At 61.4% G+C, this 18,156-nt stretch carries 17 protein-coding genes and 3 pseudogenes; 5 read left to right on the top strand and 15 right to left on the bottom strand.

All coding sequences use genetic code 11. The annotated features are described in order from the left end of the window. Nucleotides 1-123: 123 nt before the first annotated feature. From FVF58_RS36665 to FVF58_RS36645, 6 genes are all read right to left on the bottom strand, one after another. Complete coding sequence (locus FVF58_RS36665) at nucleotides 124-477, bottom strand: DUF4148 domain-containing protein (protein WP_149674603.1); 354 nt, start codon at nucleotides 475-477, stop codon at nucleotides 124-126. Between the two features lie 348 nt (nucleotides 478-825). Then, nucleotides 826-1,176: an HNH endonuclease signature motif containing protein gene (locus tag FVF58_RS36660; RefSeq protein ID WP_223191194.1), complete on the bottom strand. Its 351-nt coding sequence runs from the start codon at nucleotides 1,174-1,176 to the stop codon at nucleotides 826-828. A 188-nt stretch (nucleotides 1,177-1,364) separates the two neighbouring features. Next, the gene (locus FVF58_RS36655) at nucleotides 1,365-1,592 is read right to left on the bottom strand and encodes a hypothetical protein (protein WP_149674602.1); all 228 of its coding nucleotides are present in this window, start codon (nucleotides 1,590-1,592) and stop codon (nucleotides 1,365-1,367) included. 140 nt (nucleotides 1,593-1,732) lie between these two features. Next, on the bottom strand, nucleotides 1,733-1,978 hold the full coding sequence (locus FVF58_RS36650) for a DUF4148 domain-containing protein (protein WP_149674601.1): 246 nt from the start codon (nucleotides 1,976-1,978) through the stop codon (nucleotides 1,733-1,735). Nucleotides 1,979-2,393: 415 nt separating this feature from the next. Then, entirely contained in the window at nucleotides 2,394-2,561 is a 168-nt protein-coding gene (locus FVF58_RS51770) for a hypothetical protein (protein ID WP_188131037.1), read from the bottom strand. A gap of 13 nt (nucleotides 2,562-2,574) precedes the next feature. Then, complete coding sequence (locus tag FVF58_RS36645) at nucleotides 2,575-3,057, bottom strand: TetR/AcrR family transcriptional regulator (RefSeq protein WP_223191193.1); 483 nt, start codon at nucleotides 3,055-3,057, stop codon at nucleotides 2,575-2,577. Nucleotides 3,058-3,194: 137 nt separating this feature from the next. On the opposite strand from FVF58_RS36645, the gene FVF58_RS36640 reads away from it, so the two are divergent. From FVF58_RS36640 to FVF58_RS36625, 4 genes are all read left to right on the top strand, one after another. After that, entirely contained in the window at nucleotides 3,195-3,776 is a 582-nt protein-coding gene (locus FVF58_RS36640) for a hydrolase (protein ID WP_149674599.1), read from the top strand. Nucleotides 3,777-3,816: 40 nt separating this feature from the next. Continuing rightward, on the top strand, nucleotides 3,817-4,884 hold the full coding sequence (locus tag FVF58_RS36635) for an FUSC family protein (RefSeq protein ID WP_149674598.1): 1,068 nt from the start codon (nucleotides 3,817-3,819) through the stop codon (nucleotides 4,882-4,884). Nucleotides 4,885-5,004: 120 nt separating this feature from the next. Beyond that, complete coding sequence (locus tag FVF58_RS36630) at nucleotides 5,005-5,688, top strand: response regulator transcription factor (RefSeq protein ID WP_149674671.1); 684 nt, start codon at nucleotides 5,005-5,007, stop codon at nucleotides 5,686-5,688. Between the two features lie 68 nt (nucleotides 5,689-5,756). After that, entirely contained in the window at nucleotides 5,757-7,088 is a 1,332-nt protein-coding gene (locus FVF58_RS36625) for a sensor histidine kinase (RefSeq protein ID WP_425469002.1), read from the top strand. Between the two features lie 76 nt (nucleotides 7,089-7,164). Here the strand turns inward: FVF58_RS36625 and FVF58_RS53290 are convergent, their stop codons facing one another. Further along, entirely contained in the window at nucleotides 7,165-7,473 is a 309-nt protein-coding gene (locus tag FVF58_RS53290) for a hypothetical protein (protein ID WP_246217340.1), read from the bottom strand. 30 nt (nucleotides 7,474-7,503) lie between these two features. Here FVF58_RS53290 and FVF58_RS53285 point away from each other — a divergent pair, with 30 nt between their 5' ends. Next, the gene (locus FVF58_RS53285; protein WP_246217339.1) at nucleotides 7,504-7,854 is read left to right on the top strand and encodes a winged helix-turn-helix domain-containing protein; all 351 of its coding nucleotides are present in this window, start codon (nucleotides 7,504-7,506) and stop codon (nucleotides 7,852-7,854) included. On the opposite strand, the pseudogene poxB reads toward FVF58_RS53285, so the two are convergent. From poxB to FVF58_RS36580, 8 genes and pseudogenes are all read right to left on the bottom strand, one after another. Then, nucleotides 7,823-9,570: pseudogene (gene poxB, locus FVF58_RS36615) on the bottom strand (ubiquinone-dependent pyruvate dehydrogenase). The gene FVF58_RS53285 and the pseudogene poxB sit on opposite strands and share 32 nt — an antisense overlap. A 10-nt stretch (nucleotides 9,571-9,580) precedes the next feature. Further along, nucleotides 9,581-10,048 carry an acetyl-CoA hydrolase/transferase C-terminal domain-containing protein gene (locus FVF58_RS36610; RefSeq protein ID WP_342802427.1) on the bottom strand — a complete coding sequence of 156 codons (468 nt, stop codon included), beginning with the start codon at nucleotides 10,046-10,048 and terminating at the stop codon, nucleotides 9,581-9,583. Nucleotides 10,049-10,174: 126 nt separating this feature from the next. Continuing rightward, nucleotides 10,175-10,258 (bottom strand): annotated as a pseudogene (locus FVF58_RS54510) (DUF4148 domain-containing protein); the annotation flags it as partial. A 379-nt stretch (nucleotides 10,259-10,637) separates the two neighbouring features. Beyond that, complete coding sequence (locus tag FVF58_RS36600) at nucleotides 10,638-12,071, bottom strand: efflux transporter outer membrane subunit (protein ID WP_149674596.1); 1,434 nt, start codon at nucleotides 12,069-12,071, stop codon at nucleotides 10,638-10,640. Beyond that, nucleotides 12,064-13,281 (bottom strand): efflux RND transporter periplasmic adaptor subunit, encoded by a 1,218-nt coding sequence (locus FVF58_RS36595; protein ID WP_149674595.1) that lies wholly within the window; start codon nucleotides 13,279-13,281, stop codon nucleotides 12,064-12,066. The genes FVF58_RS36600 and FVF58_RS36595 overlap by 8 nt, the downstream gene beginning before the upstream one ends. Next, complete coding sequence (locus FVF58_RS36590; RefSeq protein WP_149674594.1) at nucleotides 13,271-16,504, bottom strand: efflux RND transporter permease subunit; 3,234 nt, start codon at nucleotides 16,502-16,504, stop codon at nucleotides 13,271-13,273. Before FVF58_RS36590 ends, FVF58_RS36595 begins: the two co-directional genes overlap by 11 nt. Before the next feature lie 66 nt (nucleotides 16,505-16,570). Then, the gene (locus FVF58_RS36585) at nucleotides 16,571-17,476 is read right to left on the bottom strand and encodes a LysR family transcriptional regulator (RefSeq protein WP_425469001.1); all 906 of its coding nucleotides are present in this window, start codon (nucleotides 17,474-17,476) and stop codon (nucleotides 16,571-16,573) included. Nucleotides 17,477-17,809: 333 nt separating this feature from the next. Then, nucleotides 17,810-18,034: pseudogene (locus tag FVF58_RS36580) on the bottom strand (DDE-type integrase/transposase/recombinase); the annotation flags it as partial. Nucleotides 18,035-18,156: the final 122 nt, after the last annotated feature.

Raw genomic sequence — 18,156 nt, 5'->3', positions numbered from 1 at the left:
CGCTACAGGGTTACCCCGATAGCGGGCCAGTTCTATGAAGGAGCGCGCGCCGAGATGCCGCGCGCTCAGAGAGCGAAGCCGGGCGACCGGTGGATCGCCAGCGAATCGCCAACGGGGCGCGGTTTAATGACCGAAGTAAAGCGGCTTCATGCCGTCATTGGCTGCAGGTCGGACCGCTGCGGGGGCGCCCGATGCCGACGAACCACTGACCATTCCACCCGCGCCACTGGTGTCAGCTACGGAAGCCTGTACCGCTGGGGCTTTCGCATTTTGTGCCGCCACGCGGCCCTCAGCAGCCTGAATATCGGCCGGGTAATACGGATCTTCCCCGCGCGCCGGGTTGTAGCCAGCCTTTTCCACTTTGACCAGTTCAGCACGCACCTGCGCGCGCGTGAGGCCTTGGTTCGCTTGGGCGAATGCAGCTACCGGAGCAGCAAGGGCGGCGGCGACGACAACGGCTTGAATAAGGGACTTCATGGGTTACTACCTCCAGACTTCGTTTTGTCCATCTACGAACAGCCCTGTTCGTAATCAGTAGCTACAGTCTAGGTGGGCAAACGCTTAAAATTAAGACCGATGTCTGGAGAAGACTGTTGTGTGATATTGGTGGTTTTGTCGCAGTAAGGCTTGCGGAGGAAAGTTGATCGATATGCGAAGTAGTGCTTATGTTACCAGTTCGTAGAATTGAACGGCGGCGGACGGGTGGGTTCCGCGAGCACACTTCATCTGTCCTTGTCGGGTAGCCGCCATGCATTGCTGCATAGCGGCCCCCTCAGAACCGTGCATGCACCTTTTAATGCACACGGCTCAAGCCGTTCAAAGCCCTCAGTTGGGAGCCGGTTTCGTTACTGTTAGACCACGGCTATGGATTTTTTGGTGGCAGACGACATGGACCATGACGAGATTGGCCCGCGCATTCGATCCGCCGTCCACACGACGCACGATGTGATGAACGTGCCATCCCGTCACCGCTGTGATCCGCTGCTGAGATACGACGCAAGCCCGTTCCTGGTCCAACCAGAGGCGGATCAGTTGTCCTCGGCCCGACAGGGTGTTCACCATTTTCAAACCGTAACGGTCTTCGAAGTAGCGTTCCCAGGTCGGGTCGAAGGGGTTGGCGTCGCCACGAACTCCGATATAGACCAGAAGCTTGGAGTGGGCCAGACGCAAATACAAGACACTACGGCGGCGAAAGCAGCGTAGTGTGCGATGGCTCGGCAAGATGATGGACCGAGCTCCGCGACTGTTCGTTCAATGGCGTATCGCACGGCGCGAGGTTGGGTAACGGGAGCCGGATGAGGGCGCGAGCCTCACGTCCGGTTCTGCGAGAGCCTCGGGGTGAAACTCCCCGGGGCTACTCACCACTAAGGCGTCACGTTAGACGGCTCGAAGCGACGCAGCATTGCCTGTTTCGTGACGTCGCGCGCCGTCGCTAGCGTCGGGATCGTTTGCGTGCCAGCAGACACCTTCCTCTCGATCTTCGTGAGCCACGAAGAGAGGCTGTAGCTCGCGTCTTCGAGCTCGTTTGCATAGAGGACGGATGCGGTCGACATCAGGGCGAGTGCGAACATCCCGTAGTAGACGAACTTCATATTCCTCCCACGGCCTGAATTCGGATCTCAGGCATGAGGAAGCGTGTACCGCTTCGCTCGATGGGCCGATGCCGGGCAGACGCCATGTGCACGGTGGCACCAGGTGCCTGCGCCGTCAATCGGACCACCTTGGAACGCACTCACGGATTCCGGTAAATCGTGCTGTTGAGGTAGTCGAGTTGGCCGTCCTTCTCGGCCTGGACGAGTTCGGCATAGACCTGCGCGCGCGTCTTGGGCACGTTGGCTTCGCCTTGCGGCGGCACCCACGCGCCGGTTTGTGACGCGGTGACCGAAGCGGAAGTATCGGCAGCCGTGGTGTTGGCCTGGGCGAAGGCCGAGGTGGTGACGACCATGCCGAGCAAAGCGGCGATCTTGATGACTTTCATGACAACTCCTTCTGCTATCGAGGTTGGACGATCCGGGCGCTGTGGCGGTGAGCCATGCGTGTTCCGGTAAGAAGGAGCTTAAAGAGGTGGGGGTAACGCCAACGGTACGGCGAAGTTAAGAATTTTTTAATGCTGGAGGATCCGAAAACGTCGGGCGCAAACCAGTTTCGTGTGAGATTGAGGCTGGGTTCGCCAAACAATGATTGCCGCGCTACCACGCAGCTTTGACAATCACGGGGAAAGTCAAAGGAGCGAGCCCATGTCCCTGCTGCGCGTATTGACTGTTGAAGACGATCCGATCTCCGCGGGTGAGATCGTCCATGCATGACAGTGCCGTTGCGAAAGCGTCCAGATGCACGCCGGCGGACGTGTTCGTTGCGCGGCGACGGGATGAGGCGCGGGGCAGCAACAGCATTCACGCCGAGACGCGGGGCTTGCCCTTGCTCTTCGGACCGACGCCTTTGCCCGAAGCGGAACGCTCCTTGGGTGTTGCGCCTCGTTGCGCTGCGCCGGTTCGTCCACCACGCGTGGCTTCCATCACGTCCTCAAGGTAGTGCTCTACCACGCGCTGGAAATCCAGCATCGCCGCATGCTGATCAGCGACGCTCGTATCGTGGCTCAGCCGTGACGGCTGCTTTCATCAGATGCTGGACGACTACGGCCCGAAACAAAGCCTCTTTCACGGACAGTCGCGGCGCGAGGGCGGCCACTACGGATGCGATTCCCTTGCACAGTCTTTCGCGCACGCTGGTGGCGCCGGGCAGCACGACATCATGCGCGTCGGCCAGCACCACGAAAGCGGGGTGCGTCGTGCGAAACGCCACGAAAAACGTCGTCAGCCGGCCCGCAACGACCGATACCTCAAGCAACGGCACCTCCTCGCTCAGCCGGCCGAACGCTGCTTCAAGCTCGGTCAGGTATTGCTCGATCAGCGTACCTGCAACCTGCTCGTTCGTCGGAAAGAACTGGTAGAGCGAACCGATCGACGACTCCGCGCGCGCGGCGATCGCTGTCATCGTCGTTGCTTTGTACCCTTTTTCGGCGAATTCCGCGCTTGCGGCTTCCAGTAACGACGCCACCCGCGCATGACCGCGGGCATGGCGCCTTCGCTTCGCCCGAATTCGGCGTTGACTTTTGTGAGATTATCCTCATATACTATTTGTGAGCACCCCCTCACAATACACCAGCGGCTCGCCGCTTTCAACGGAAGACCTTTATGTTGCAAAAACTTGACCCTAAGACTACCGCTCTCGTTCTGATCGATCTTCAGCAGGGCATTCTCGGATTCGGGAAAGCACCCCGCCCAGGTGTTGCCGTGGTGGCTACCGCGGCAACACTCGCGAAACGCTTCCGGGAAGTGGACGCGCCGGTCGTCCTGGTGCGGGTGGGCTGGAGCGCCGACTTCGGCGATGCATTGAAGCAGCCCGTCGATCAGCCCATGGCGCTTCCCACTGACGGACTGCCCTCGAACTGGTGGGACTTCCCGGCCGAACTGGCGGTGAAGGAGCGCGACATCAAGATCACGAAGCGCCAATGGAGCGCTTTTTACGGCACGGAACTCGACCTGCAATTGCGGCGTCGCGGCATCGAAACCATTGTGCTTGGCGGGATTTCGACGAACATCGGCGTCGAGTCGACGGCCCGCGCCGCACACGAGCACGGGTACTCGCTGGTGCTCGTGGAGGACGCAATGAGCTGCTCGGCGCCCGAGCATCACCATGCGTCGCTGAATTTCGTCTTCCCGAGGCTCGGTTTCGTGAGGCAATCCGGCGACGTACTCGAGGCGCTCGCAGGCTGATGAGACTGATGGACAAGCACAGCGTGGTCGGAGAGCGACGATGAGCAGCGAACGTCACACCGGAGCTTGGTCGCTCCTTCGCAGCGTCGAAACCGTGTTCGACCGGCGGGCGTTGGGTCGCGCCATGTTTGCGCTCGTCCCGCTGCTCTTGCTTGCACTCGTGTCAGGCAGATCCGAGTGGTTCACCGCAGCAATCGTGCCGGTCGCGATGCTCATCGCGCTCGACCACTCGCAGCTTGCACCGCTCGCCGTCTTCGCGCACGCTTTGGCCATCAGCGCGGGGTTCGTGATCCTGATGGCGTCGCTCGCGCACCCGCTGCTCTTTGTCGTAGCCACGGTCCTGATGGGCATGGGATCCGTACTGGTAACCGCGGGCGGCAGTGCCTTGCGCTCGCTCGGCAACTTCACGTTCATTCCGTCGCTGTATCTTGCCTGCGAGAGTGGGGAAGGGGTCACGCGGCAGGCGCTTACCACCCGGAGCGTCGAGCTTCTGCCGTTCTTGTTGATAGCGGCGTTGCCGATCCTGCTCGTTGCGTCAGTCGAGCACTTTCGCTCGCGTGAAACCGGCCGGCCGACTCTTGCGCATTTCGCAAAGTGGACTCGCCTCGCCCCAAACAGCGAGTGTAATGCATATATCGAGCTGGTGATCACCGTCGCACTCGCGGTCGCTTGCGCTTCCGCACTTGTCGAATGGCGACACGTCGATCATGGTCAGTGGATGATCTGGTCGGCCGCCAGCGTCGTTACCGGAAATGCGGCAAGCGCCCGGCAGAAGTTTCGCAACCGGCTCACCGGGGCCGTTGTCGGCGTCTGCTTCGGGGTGGTCGTCGGGTTGATGATCCCTCATGCGTTGTTTATGCGTGTGCTCGTTGTGTTCGCCGCAATGCTGACGCTCATCTGCATTCGACCGTACACGCTCGCATTCGGCGTCCGGTGCGCTTGTGCGGCAATCGCATTTGTATTAGCGGGAAAGCCGTGGATTTTTGGAGGCGAACGCCTGCTGAACGTGGCAGTCGGCAGCGCCATTGGGCTGCTGTGTGCGCTCACGGCAGCCGCCATTGCGGCGCACATGAAAGACACGTGCCGCTCGACGTGTGACTCCCCATGATCCAGGCAAGACTGAGCGGGACTGCGCAGTCGCCTCTGATTAAGGGCGCACGAGGGTGTGGGCAGATTCGATGTCCTGGATAATTGTACCGGCGAAATTCGCTGGCTAAGGAAGAGCGGCATGTCAAGAGTGCTCACGATCGAAGACGATGAAACTACCGCGAGCGACATCGCAGTGGAGTTGCGGAAACGCGGTTTCAGCGTCGATTGGGTCAACAACGGACGCGAAGGAATTGCGCGGGCGATGAGCGATGAGTACGACATCATCACGCTCGACCGCATGCTGCCCGGCGTGGACGGGCTCACCATTGTGACTGCCATGCGCAGCGTCGGCGTGCACACACCTGTGCTGATGCTCAGCGCGCTAGGCGACGTTGATGAACGCATTCGCGGCCTGCGCGCGGGTGGCGATGATTACCTGACGAAGCCGTTCGACCTGGCCGAAATGGCGGCTCGTCTGGAGGTGCTGCTGCGTCGCCAGCAGGCGCTAGCAGGTCAGACGGAGACGACGCTGCGCGTTGGCGCTCTCGAGCTCGACCTCATCGCCCGCAAGGTGAGGCGCGGCAACCAGGAAATTGCGCTGTTGCAGACAGAGTACCGCGTGCTGGAGTTCATGATGCGGCATGCGGGCAGGACGATCACGCGCACGATGTTGTTCGAGGCGGTATGGGGGTACCACTTCGATCCCGGTTCGAAGCTCATAGATGTTCATATCGGACGCCTGCGCAAAAAGATCGATCCGCCCGACACGACAACGTTGATTCAGACTGTTCGCGGTGTTGGCTTCGTCCTGAGCGCGAATTGAGAACGCCCACTTCGCTCACGCAATCCCTCGCGTTTGCGCGACACTGGCACTCGACGTCCGTCCGGTTGCTGCTTCTCCATGCGGCTATCTTTTCGCTGTCGGTCATGGTGTTGCTCGGACTGATCGGCTGGGCCGTCACAGGCAACATGGAGCGCGAGACGGACGCCATCATGTACTGGCAATTGGTCTATTTCGACTCCGCGGCGGACAGCGACTTGAGCGCGGTCGTGCGCATGCGGGTCGAACGCGAGCGCATGCACACCAACTACTACGGTCTCTTTACGCCGGACCACCGTTATCTCGCAGGCGACGTGATGGCGCTCCCGCCGCAGTTGCCGGGCGACGGCAGTTCGATGACCATTCGCCGGTCACTCAAGGTTGCCGGAGCGGAGCATCCCCCTGTGGTGCGCGTGAAGGGGGAGCGGCGCGCGGACGGCAGTATCCTCGTGGTCGCGCGGGATATTAGCCAGGAGTTGAAGATCCGCAATACGATCATCAACGCACTCATCGCCGGCGGGCTGCTCTGTCTTGGCGCGGGCCTGGCGGGGGCGCTCGGATTGAGCGTGCGTCAGATGCGCCGCGTTGCACAGATCCGCCGTGTGACTCGACACATTTCGCAAGGCGATCTTGCCCAGCGCCTGCCGATTGGCGGGCGCGACGAGGTGGACATGCTCGCGCATCTCGTCAATCACATGCTGGGGGAAGTTGAGCGTTTGATGAACGAGGTTAAAAGAGCATGCGACGGTATCGCTCACGACTTGCGGACGCCGCTCACCCACGTGTGCGCGCTGCTCACACGCATCGAGGAACATGCAGGCCGCTCGGATGATGAACTGCTGGCAACCCTTGTCATTCAGGCGCGGCGGGAGACGGACGCGCTGCTCGAGCGGTTCCGCGCCATGCTTCGCATTTCGGAGATCGGGTCGATGAAACGGCAGGGCGGATTCAGCGAAGTCCGGCTCGAAGAGCTTGTCCGGGAGGTGGGTGAACTGTACGAGCCGCTCGCGGACGATGGCTCGACGGCACTGTCAATTGAGGTGACGCTGGTTGAGCCAATACGGGGTGACCGCGCGCTGCTCTTCGAGATGCTCACGAACGTCGTGAGCAATGCCGTCAAGTTCACCACTCCGGGCGGCGCGATCCGCATCGCGCTCACGAGCGTGCCTAACGGGGCGCGGATCGAGGTGGTCGATAACGGGCCCGGCATCCCCGAGAATGAGCGCGAGGCTGTGCTTCAGCCTTTCTACCGGGCAAAGAACGCGAGTCAGTTCGTCGGCTCGGGGCTGGGCCTGAGCATCGTTTCCGCAGTCCTCCGCGTCCACGACTTTTCGATGCGGATTACCGATGCAGAACCCGGTACACGGGTGACAATCGACTGTTGGCCGAAAACGCTGGCGTGACAAAGAGGAGACTCGGACATTTTCGGAATTTGCCCCTCTTATGCGCATATTGTTCATTCCCTGTCAGCATTCCCATTCAGCGTGGCTCTTCAATGCGCTTGAGGAAAGCGTGCATAGCCTGCAGCGTGCCGAGGACTTGCCAGACGGCATCCTGCTGGCGGCGCAGGAAGTGTTCGACGCCGTCGTTGCCACGGCACTCGATCCCCAGAGTCACGGCGCACTGATCACTGGACTGAGCGCCTTGGCGACCGCGGCTGGCCCAGCGGCCGTCGTCACCATACTCGGTCAATCGGCGCCGGCCGAGCGCGTTCGCATTCTTCACGCCGGAGCGGCGGCCTGCTTCTGCCTGCCATTGTCGTTCATCGAGTTGCACGAGCGGCTGCATGCACTACATCGTTCAGGGAAAGCGCAACTCGTGAAGTCGCAGGTCGCACAGCATGGACTCAGGCTGGATCTGCTCTCACATGTGCTCATTGCGGGCGAAGAGCGTGTCGCGGTGACTCGACGTGAATGTCTGCTTCTCGAGTGCTTGATTCGCCACTTCAATTCGCCCGTCCCGCGCGATCAGTTGATTCGTTATGCGTGGCCGGATGCGGAATATGTCGAGCCTTCGAACGTCAATCTCGCCGTTGCGCGATTGCGCCAAAAGGTCGAACTTCGTCTGCCGAGGGTGCACATCGAAACCATCAAACGCTATGGCTATCAGCTGACCACGAGCAGGGTGGCTACCCGTTTTACTCAACCGTCGCTGGCTTGCACGACCTGAGCAGGTTGGTCTGCGTGAGCTCGAGCACTCGTCGCTGCGCCCATTCAGCACCGCACGCAACAAATCGAGACTGAAGCCTTTCGCATGTGCCCATTCAACCTTAGGCGGCAGCGCCAGTGCGTGCCGGTTTGTCACGACGTCGAGCACAGCTGGGCCCGGATGAGCGAGGAATCTTTCGATCGCCCCGGGTAATGCCTCGGACTCGGTAACACGAGTGCCGCGTATGCCCGCGCCCTCGGCGATCGCCGCGAAATCGGTTGCCTGGAGGTCAGTGCTGCCGTTGTGCAGGTAACCGCTCGCCTTCATTTCCATCGCCACGAATCCCAGCGAACTGTTGTTGTATACAACGACTTTCACGCGAAACTCGAGCTGCCCCGCCGAAAGCAGATCACCGAGCAGCATCGAAAGACCACCGTCGCCCGAAAGCGGAATGACCTGACGATCCGGATGCGCTGCCTGGGCGCGCAGTGCCTGAGGCAACGCATTGGCCATCGAGCCGTGATTGAACGACCCGTGCAACCGGCGTTTGCCGTTCATGGTGAGATAGCGCGCCGCCCATAGTGTCGGCGTGCCCACGTCGGCCGTAAAAATGGCGTTACGATCCGCGAGTTCGTTGATCAGCCTTGTGAGGTACTGCGGATGGATCGGCCAACCTGCCGGAGATGGTGTCGCGAGCTCATCGAGCCGCCGGCGCGCGGACGCGTAATGCGCCAACGCGCGTTCGAGGAACTGGCGCCGGGTTTTGCGCTGAATGCGCGGTAGCAGCGCCGTCAGCGTCGATCGGACATCGCCAACGAGGCCGAGCTCGATCGGTGCGCGTCTGCCACGCCCGCTCGCGCGCCGGTCGATCTGCGCAATCCGTGCCTGTGTCGGGTAGAAGTTCCGGTAAGGGAAGTCCGTGCCCAGCATAAGCAGGGTGTCGCAAGACCGCATCGCGTGATAGCCGGAGCTGAATCCAATCAGTCCTGTCATGCCCACGCAGTTCGGGTTGTCGTACTCGACATGCTGCTTGCCCCGCAATACATGCACGACCGGCGCCGCGAGTGCGTCGGAAAGCGCCAGCAATTCGTCTTGTGTGCTTTTACAACCGCTGCCGCAAAGCGGCGTCACCGCATCCGACTCGTTGAGCAGCGCCGCGAGGCGGTCGATATCCGCATCGGGCCGGCCTCACGATGGGCCGAGCGATATCGAACCACGTCGGCTCTTGCACCCGTGCCTCAGCCAAAGCGACATCGCCAGGCAAAACGATCACAGCGACGCCCCGCTCCTCGATCGCAGTGCGCATTGCCCGCTCGAGGACGCGAGGGAACGTCGAGGCGTTCGTCACTAGTTCGACGAAATGGCTGCACTCCTTGAACAGCTCTTGCGGATGCGTTTCCTGGAGGTAGCCAAGGCCAATCACTGCCGACGGAATCTGCGCGGCAATCGCGAGCACAGGCACGTGGTTGCGATGACAGTCAAAGAGCCCGTTGATCAGATGAAGCTTGCCCGGGCCGCAACTGCCGGCGCATACCGCCAGCTTTCCGGTCTCGGCCGCTTCGGAACCGGCCGCAAAGGCCGCGACCTCTTCGTGGCGCGTATGCATCCACCGAATGCTGCCGGGTCGACGCAGACTGTCGGAGAGCCCATTCAGACTGTCACCGGTGCGCCCCAGATCCCGGTCACCCCGGCTGCCGCGAGGGTTTGCGCAAGATAATCCGCAATTGTTTTCGCCATGATCACACTTTCATAAGAGACGCAGTTCGCGAGCCTGCAATGTCAGTTGATCCCGGAAGGTGGGATGAACTATCCGGATCAACGCCTTGCAACGTTCGGCCGACGACAGGCCCTTGAGATCGGCCACACCATCGATCTCAAAAACCTTTACAGCCGCAGTCGTCGAGTGAAAGGCGATGAACGACTTACCGCCACGCGAGGCATAGGCGCCGCGTACGAAGTCGAGCCGCCCGCTCAGCTCAATCTTGGTGACCCTCGCGTCCGTCTCCGCAAGCCGACCGGTGCAAAGCGGCGCTGCCAGTGCCTGTTCGATGGAAACAACGAGAAGCCCATCCAGCGGCCTCGGCGATGACGCGCTGTTCGCAAGCCCATTCAATTCGATGCCTCCCTTTGAGGATTGGGTGAAGCCAAGTCCGGGAACGCGCCGCGACGGCTCAACTGCCAAAGTACGGGACGCAGTAGCCCGGCGGGCCGACACATCCGGCCGTCGACTCTGTGCCAGGCGTTGCACACGCCGCGAGCAGCAAGCCAGTTGAAACTGCTGTCGCGGCGTAAATCGCAACGCGTTTTAGCCAATTACGTTGTTTCATGGAATTTAGATACCTTACGGATGCGCGTAGACGGTCGAGTTGAGAGTGGCCAGCTGGCCGTCACGCTCCGCTTGGACCAGCTCGTTATAGACCTGAGCGCGCGTCTTCTCTACGGGCGCCTAGCCATGCGGACCAACCCATTGGTCGGCGTTGCTCGACGCGATTTGCGGGCTGCCGTTTGCAGTCTGTGCAGAGGATGGCGTCTGCGCGAAGGCCGAAATGCAGGTCGAGCTGGCAACGAGGGCGAAAGAAAAAAATAGGCGTTTCATATCAATTAACCTCACAACAAGTAAAATAGCAATATAAATATGCACGACTGAGTAACGTTCTCTATCGGCTGTTTATAAGTATGCGCAAACCAAGGTATCGGAGCTGCGATAACACGGTAAAAGATAATTTACTGAAGCTGCAACACGGATCGGCGAAACTTCCGTGGCAGTAGAACGCGGTATCCGTGCCTGCATACAACGGGCGTTTCTACGGGGACATGTTCACGACGCGGCTCGGCGCATTCCACCCGCCGCCAAGCGCTTCGATCAGGCCAACAGTTGCAAGCAAGCGTCGAGTTTGAAGCGATACCGTGACCAACTGTGTTTGCAGTTCGGTGGTCTGAGCCGTGACGACGTCGAGATAGCTGACCACACCATCGCGGTACTGCGACATCGATAGATCCAACGTGTGCTTGGATGCGTCGAGCGCTTCGTCTTCGCGCATTGCCTCGTCGCCAAGATGATGCTCGAGCGCGAGGTTGTCTTCGACTTGCTGGATGGCCTTGATCACCGTCGACCGATAATTCGCGCTGTACTGCGCCAATTGCGCACGCGCTTCGGCCGTTTTCGCGCGACGCAGTCCCCCGTCGAAGAGCGTCTGCGCCAAGGTCGGCCCGAGCGACCACATTTCCTCCGGCGCTGCGAACCACGGCGAGAACTTGTCGCTCTCGAAGCCGCCCGCGATTCCGAGCGAGATGTCAGGGAAATAGGCAGCACGTGCGACACCGATCTGTGCATTAGCAGCTGCCACCCGACGTTCGGCCGCCGCGACATCGGGCCGCCGTTCGAGCAGCGTCCCCGGCATGCCGGCCGGAACAGAGGGGAGGTACGACAACGCGTCGCTTGGGTTCAACGCGAACGTGGACGCGGACGTGCCCGTCAGTGCGGCGATCGCGTGTTCCTCTAGCGCGCGTTGTGCTTTTACATCCTCGGCCTGCGCTTTTGCCGCGGCAAGCTGAGTCTGCGCGCGCGAAACGTCGAGGTCGGAGGAGATGCCGCCGGCGCGGCGGCTCACAGTCAACCGCAATGCGCGCCGATAGGTGTCTATCGTATCGGCGAGCACCTGAGCCTGCTCATCGAGGCCACGCAACCGCCAGTACGCTTCAGCGAGATTTGCCTGCAGGCTGAGGCGCAACGAGCCGAGATCGTCCGCAGCGGCCTCGCTTTGCGCCTTGCTTGCGGCAACTTCATTGCGGACCTTACCCCACAGGTCGAGGTCGTAGTCGAACGCGAGCTCTGCGAGGTTGGCGTCGTAACTGGAAGGCATGACAGCCCCGAAACGAAGGGGACGTCGCTCTGATTGCCGGTTTCTGGTCACCTGAGCGTCGGCGCCGAGCGTCGGATAGAGACTCGACTCTGCTTGATGCTCATACGCAATCGCTTCGTCATGGCGGGCGACGGCGGCCTGCACGTCGGGATTGGCCGTGGCCACGAGGGGTTCCAGCCGGTCGAGCTCGGGGTCGTGATAAACCTTCCACCATGAGTCGCGCTCGATGCGATCGGAAGGCTGCGCAACCTGCCAACTGCCGGCTTCCTTGTAGGCCGCCGATATCGTCGTCGACGGTACGTGGTAAGTGGGGGCGAACGAACAGCCGGCGAGCAATGCGCCGGCGACGGTGGTCATGATCCTGCGCTTATCCATGGGCGGGCCCGGTCTGATAGTGATCCGCCGCCACCGGCTCGTGCATGGGCGTCGGGCTCGGCGAGGCAATGCGGACCGAGTCGCCAGAGGCGAGCGAGTCGGGGGGATTCGCGATGACGCGATCGGTGGGACTGAGTCCGGAGTCGATCTCGACTTGCGTGCCCAGGTCGGTCTTCACCGACACGGTTTTGAGCTCGGCGCGGCCGTCCTGGTCGACCACGGCCACTTGCAGGCCTTGCTGGCGGAAGATGAGCGCGCTCGCCGGAATCAGCATCGAATGAGAATGCGCGGGGAGCGTGAGCGTCACCTTGGTGTAATCGCCGGGAATCAGCAAGCCCGAGCTGTTGTCGACCATCAATTGCACGAGCAGCGTGCCCGAGGACTGTGTGATCGAATCATCGGTGTTGTCAAGCGTTGCATTGAACGTCATGCCCGGGCGCTCGGGGACCGTCAGCGTCGCGGTCAGGCCGGGCTTGATCTCGGACGCATAGCTCTGCGGCACGTTCACGTAGACGCGCAGACGATCCTCGTCGGACACGGCGAAGAGCTCCGGCCGATTGCCCCCGCCCGCGTCGATGAGATCGCCGATGTCGGTCGTGCGCGCCGTCACGACGCCGTCGAACGGCGCAACAATGCGCTTGAACGATTCGAGTGCCTCGAGGCGCTTGACGTTCGCTTCGTTGGCGGCGACGAGGGCCTGCTTCGCCGAAAGGTCGCTCGTTTTCTCATCGGTGACCTGCTGCGAAACCGAGCCTTCCTGATCCATTTTTTGCCAGCGGCCAGCGGTCACGGTGGCCAGTCTCTCGTTGGCGATCGAGTTTTGCAGGTCGGCTTTGGCCTGCTCCAGTTGCTGGTCGAGATCAGGCGTATCGATCAGGCCGAGCAGTTGCCCCGCTTTGACATGCGTGCCGATATCGGAATACCACGCATGCAGGTAGCCCGATACGCGCGCGTAGATCGGTGCATTGACGAGGGCCGCAAGATGTCCTGGTAGAACGAGCGCCTGTGTCTCGGCCGATTGCGACGGCGACGCGGCTACGACCGTCGGCACCGCCTGCTCGGCGGACCATTGCGCGAGTTGCGTGTGTGCATGCAGGCGGCTGACGATGCCGCTTGCCGCGATGCCGGCCGCGACGACAAGCACGGCGAGGCCGACGAGTCTCAGATGCGGCAAGCGCTTGTTGGGGGCGATGTCGATTTCACTGGACATGAATAACTCCTGATTCCGAAAGGGATGCCGAAGGTGTTGCCGCACCGCGGCGATGCACCAGGCTGAAGACGACAGGCACGAAGACGAGGGTCGCAAAGGTCGCGCAAATCAGGCCCCCGATCACGGCACGGCCGAGCGGCGCGTTTTGCTGGCCGCCATCACCGAGGCCGAGCGCCATTGGTCCCATACCAATGATCATGGCAAGCGCTGTCATCAGCACGGGGCGAAAGCGCGTGAATCCGGCTTCGAGCGCGGCGACGAGCGCGTCGCCCGTGGCGGCCAGCCGCTCGCGCGCAAAGCTCACGACCAGAATACTGTTGGCCGTGGCGACGCCCATGCAGAGGATCGCCCCCGTGAGCGCGGGGACAGACAACGGCGTATGCGTCGCAAACAGCATCCATATGATCCCGGCAAGTGCCGCTGGCAGTGCGCAAACGATCACGAGCGCGTCGCTCCAGGAATGGAAGTTGACGACAATGAGCAGATAGATCAGCACGATGGCGCCGACGAGACCGAGCAACAGACCGGTGAATGCCGTGTTCATGGTCGGCACCTGGCCGCGCACGGTGACGATCGAACCCTTCGGCAAATCCTTCGCGCTCGCACGGATGATCTTCTGGATGTCGCCCGCGACGGCGCCGAGGTCGCGCCCCTGCGGGGTGGCGAAGATGTCGAGGTCGGGTTCGATGTTGTAGTGCGAGACGACATTGGGCTCGACGCCGCGGTCGATCGTTGCAATGCCGCCGAGAAGCTGAGGCGCTCCATTCGGTCCTGTCACCTGCAGATTCTCGAGGTCGGAGAGTGAGGTCATCTGGTATTGCGGCGTCTGGGCGACAATCGCATACGACACGCCGTTGCGATGATCGAGCCAGTAGGTCGGCTGAACCTGGCTCGTACCCGAAAGCACCGCCACCACCGAGTTCGTGACGTCCCGCTCCGTGACGCCGACCTCGTCGGCGCGCGTGCGATCGACGTTGATCGTAAAGGACGGGACGCTCGACGCTTGCTGGAGTCGCGCGTCGGCAAGGCCGGGCACATATGTCATCCGTTGCAGCAACTCCTGCGCGTAGCGCGCGTTTGCAGCCTCGTTGACGCCTGACACCTGAACGTCGATCGGCGCCGGCGCACCGAAATTGAGAATCTGGCTCACGATATCGGCCGGCAGGAACGCGAACGTCGTGCCTGGAAACGCGCGCGGCAGCGTCTCGCGGAGGCGGCGCACATAGTCGGCCGTCGGTTCATGATCTTCATTCAAGGAGATCATGATGTCGCCGTCCTGCGCGCCGGTCGTCCCGGTGTTGTCATAAGTCAGGTTGATGCCGCTTACAGGCAACCCGATGTTATCGACAATGCTTGCGAGTTGACGCGGCGGAATCGTCGCACGCACCGCATTTTCAACGCGGTCGAACAGGGCGGCCGTGTCCTCGACGCGGGTACCGAGCGGCGCGCGGACATGAATCAGGATTTCGCCTGCGTCGATGTCGGGGAAGAAATTACGGCCGAGCCACGGCACGAGCAGGAGCGTTACCGCGACGGCCACGAGGAACCCGGCGACAAGGCGCTGCGGACGCGCCAGCGCAAGGCCCAGTGCGATGTGATAGACAGAGCGGAGCCGCTCGAACCGTGCTTCGAAACCGCGCTGAAAACGTAGGAGCGGATTGCGCGAAGGGACCGCGCCCGGGTGGCCTCCATGCGGAGTTATCCCCGCCGCAGGCTCGCCCGACGTGTGAGCACCCGATACGTGTGGACGCAACAGGTACTGCGCCATCATCGGCACGAAGGTCCGGGACAGAACGAAGGATGAGATCATCGCGAAGATGACCGATTCGGCCATCGGCACAAACAGGAACCGCGAAATTCCGCTCAGGAAGAACATCGGCACGAAGACAATGCAGATGCAAAGCAGCGAAACGAGGGCTGGCGTGACGATTTGTGCGCCGCCGTCGAGGGTCGCCGTTCGCACGTCCTTGCCTTGTTCGAGGTGCCAGTTGATGTTTTCGATTGTCACGGTGGCATCATCGACGAGAATGCCCACTGCGAGCGCAAGTCCACCGAGCGTCATCACGTTGAGCGTCTCGCCGATCGCCGACAGCTCCGCGATTGCTGCCAGCACGGCGAGTGGGATCGACGAGGCGATGATGACCGTCGAGCGCCAACTTCCGAGAAAGAGTAGGATCATCAGCGAGGTCAGGGCCGCCGCGATAATGCCTTCGCGCGCGACGCCGCGGATGGCCCCTTTCACGAAGGTCGACTGATCTCCCATGGTCACGATCCGCAAGCCTGGCGGAAGGGTCGCTTCGATGCGCGGCAGCTTTGCCTTCACGCCCGCGATGATGTCGAGCGTCGAAGCCGAGCCGTTCTTCATGACGCTGATCAGCACCGCGCGGTGACCGTCGAGACGCACGACGTTCGTCTGCGGCGGATTGCCGTCCCACACATGCCCGACATCGCGGATGTAGATCGTCGTTCCGTTGACCGACTTGATCGGCAGCGAATTGAGTTCGTCTATCGACAAGGGGCTGTCGTTGAGCTTGATGTCGTATTCGAACGAACCGATCTTCTGCGTCCCGGCGGGAATGATCTGATTCTGCTGGGCGAGCGCGTTGGCGACGTCCTGCGCGGAGAGGCCTTTGGACTGCAGCGCTTGCGGATCGAGATCGATCTGCACCTCGCGCGTTTTGCCGCCGTAGGGCGTCGGAATCGCCACGCCGGGTACGCTCAAAAGCTGCGGCCGGATGAAGTTCGTCGCGTAGTCCGCCAGTTTTTGCTCGTCGAGCGTGTCGCTCGTCAGAGCGAGTTGCAGCACGGCTACCGTGGAAGCGTTGTAGTTGAGAATCAGGGGCGGCGTTGTGCCGGGTGGCATCTGCTTCAACACCGTCTGCGAGATCGAGGTGACCTGCGCCGTTGCGGTGCGGATGTCGACGGTCGGTTGAAAAAAGATCTTGACGACCCCGTAGCCATCGAACGACTGGGACTCGATGTGCTCGACATCGTTGACGGTCGTGCCTAGCTGCCGCTCGTAGTAGGTAACGATGCGGCCAGCCATATCGCCGGGCGGCAGCCCGGTGTAGCTCCAGACGACGGCGATGACGGGGATCCGGATGTCGGGAAAGATATCCGTCGGCGTTTTCAGCGCCGAAAGCGGGCCGGCGATCAGAATTAATATCGCCAGCACGATGAAGGTGTAGGGCCGGACGAGCGCCAGCCTGACTAGCTTTAACATCGGTAGAGGTTCTCTCTCATGTGTACGCCGGCGCAGTCGAGCACCAGGCGCGGACTTCGTTGACGGTTACGCGACAGCGCGCAGGGAAACGGCGTTTTCGGGCGTTCGATAGTGAGCGACCGTGTAGTCGATGAATGTGCGGACCTTGCGCGGGAGGTTGGAGCGACCCGAATAGAGCAGCGAAAAGTGGCGCGGCCCACCTTTGACCTCGAATCTCTGCAGGAGCCTCACCAACGCCCCAGACCGGATATCCTCCGTGACGAGCGAGGCCGGCAGCAGCGCGATGCCCATGTGATTGAGTGCCGCCTCGCGCACGAGTAGGCCGCTCGTCGCGGTCATGCCGCTGCCCAAGCCGACTCGACATACGCCGCTGGCGACGGCGAACTCCCATGCGCGTGTCGCGCCGTCCGTCGTCGCCAACAGACAGTGTCTGGCGAGTGCGGGCGGATCTGCGGGGGTCCCGCAACGGCCGAGGTAAGTCGGCGAGGCGACGACGATTTCCTCAACGACGGTAAGGTTGCGGCTGACGAGCGTCGAGCTTGCGGACCGCAGATCTTCGGAGAAGCAGACGTCGAATCCGCCTTCCACGAAGTCAATGCGCGTGTCGAACGTCGTGACGTCGAAGTCGACGCGAGGATGCACTGCCCGATAGCCTGCGAGCAGCCCCGCGAGCCCGGACGCAACGAAGCCCGTTGGCGCGGCGACGCGCAGCGTGCCCCTCACTTCGCGACTCGCCTGTAAAACAGAGGATTCGAGCTCTTCGAGTTGCTCGATAAGGGAACGGCAACCTTTAAAATAGTCTTTGCCAATTTCAGTCAATGACAGGCTGCGGGTGTTGCGGTTAAGCAGGCGCGTGTTCATGTGCGCCTCAAGCATGCTGACGCAACGGGTCACAGCGGCGCCGGATATTCCGGCGTGCCTCGCGGCCATCGTAAAGCTCCCGAGCTCGACAACCCGCGTAAAGACCCGCATCGCTTGTAGATGGTTCATATGCGAACGCCATAAGTTGAAGTATGTCTCGCATACTCCGCTAACGCGGCCAAACGGGCTCCTTCAATTCGGTAAATTTTTTTTCAATCTGCCTTTTGCGTACTATTTCCGGGAACGTCCGCCATTCAACGTAAGACCCGTATTTCGGACACCTGGTTGCCTGGAGATGGCACCGATTACCAATCGGAGTGCGAATAGTAACCACACGATGATTCCAGTGATCGGCTGCGTCTTCGAGCGACAAGGGAGGTTCGCGGCAGGGCTCCTGTGCAAATATCCGGCGGGGCCGAAATGTCTGTAATAAATACGGATGCCTTATTTATTGAGCATGACGGCATTCCAGACGTAGAGCGCAGCGGTATCCTTGAGCCCGAGAGCACAGAGGTCGAACTGACCCTTGCGAATTCGATGCATCATCTCGATGCCTGAAATCGTGATCGCGGCACTCCTGAACCGTTTGAAGCCGAGCATTACGTTCGTTCCGGACTTGATGTTTCGATGATCCTGGTCGGGTAGCCGTACCGCATTACTGCGGTACGGCCCCCTTCTATGAGCAGGAAGTTGTCAAGGCCTTTCACGACCTGTCTCACGAATCATTGGCCAGGTCCCATCGGGCGGCTCCGTAAAGAAGCGCCGTAGCGGGGGTCAAGGGCAGGCGAAGC

The sequence above is a fragment of the Paraburkholderia panacisoli genome, from assembly GCF_008369935.1.
In the GTDB taxonomy this organism is placed as follows: domain Bacteria; phylum Pseudomonadota; class Gammaproteobacteria; order Burkholderiales; family Burkholderiaceae; genus Paraburkholderia; species Paraburkholderia panacisoli.
Note: the sequence above shows the minus strand (reverse complement) of the source record. Positions and strands in the feature narration are given on the sequence as shown.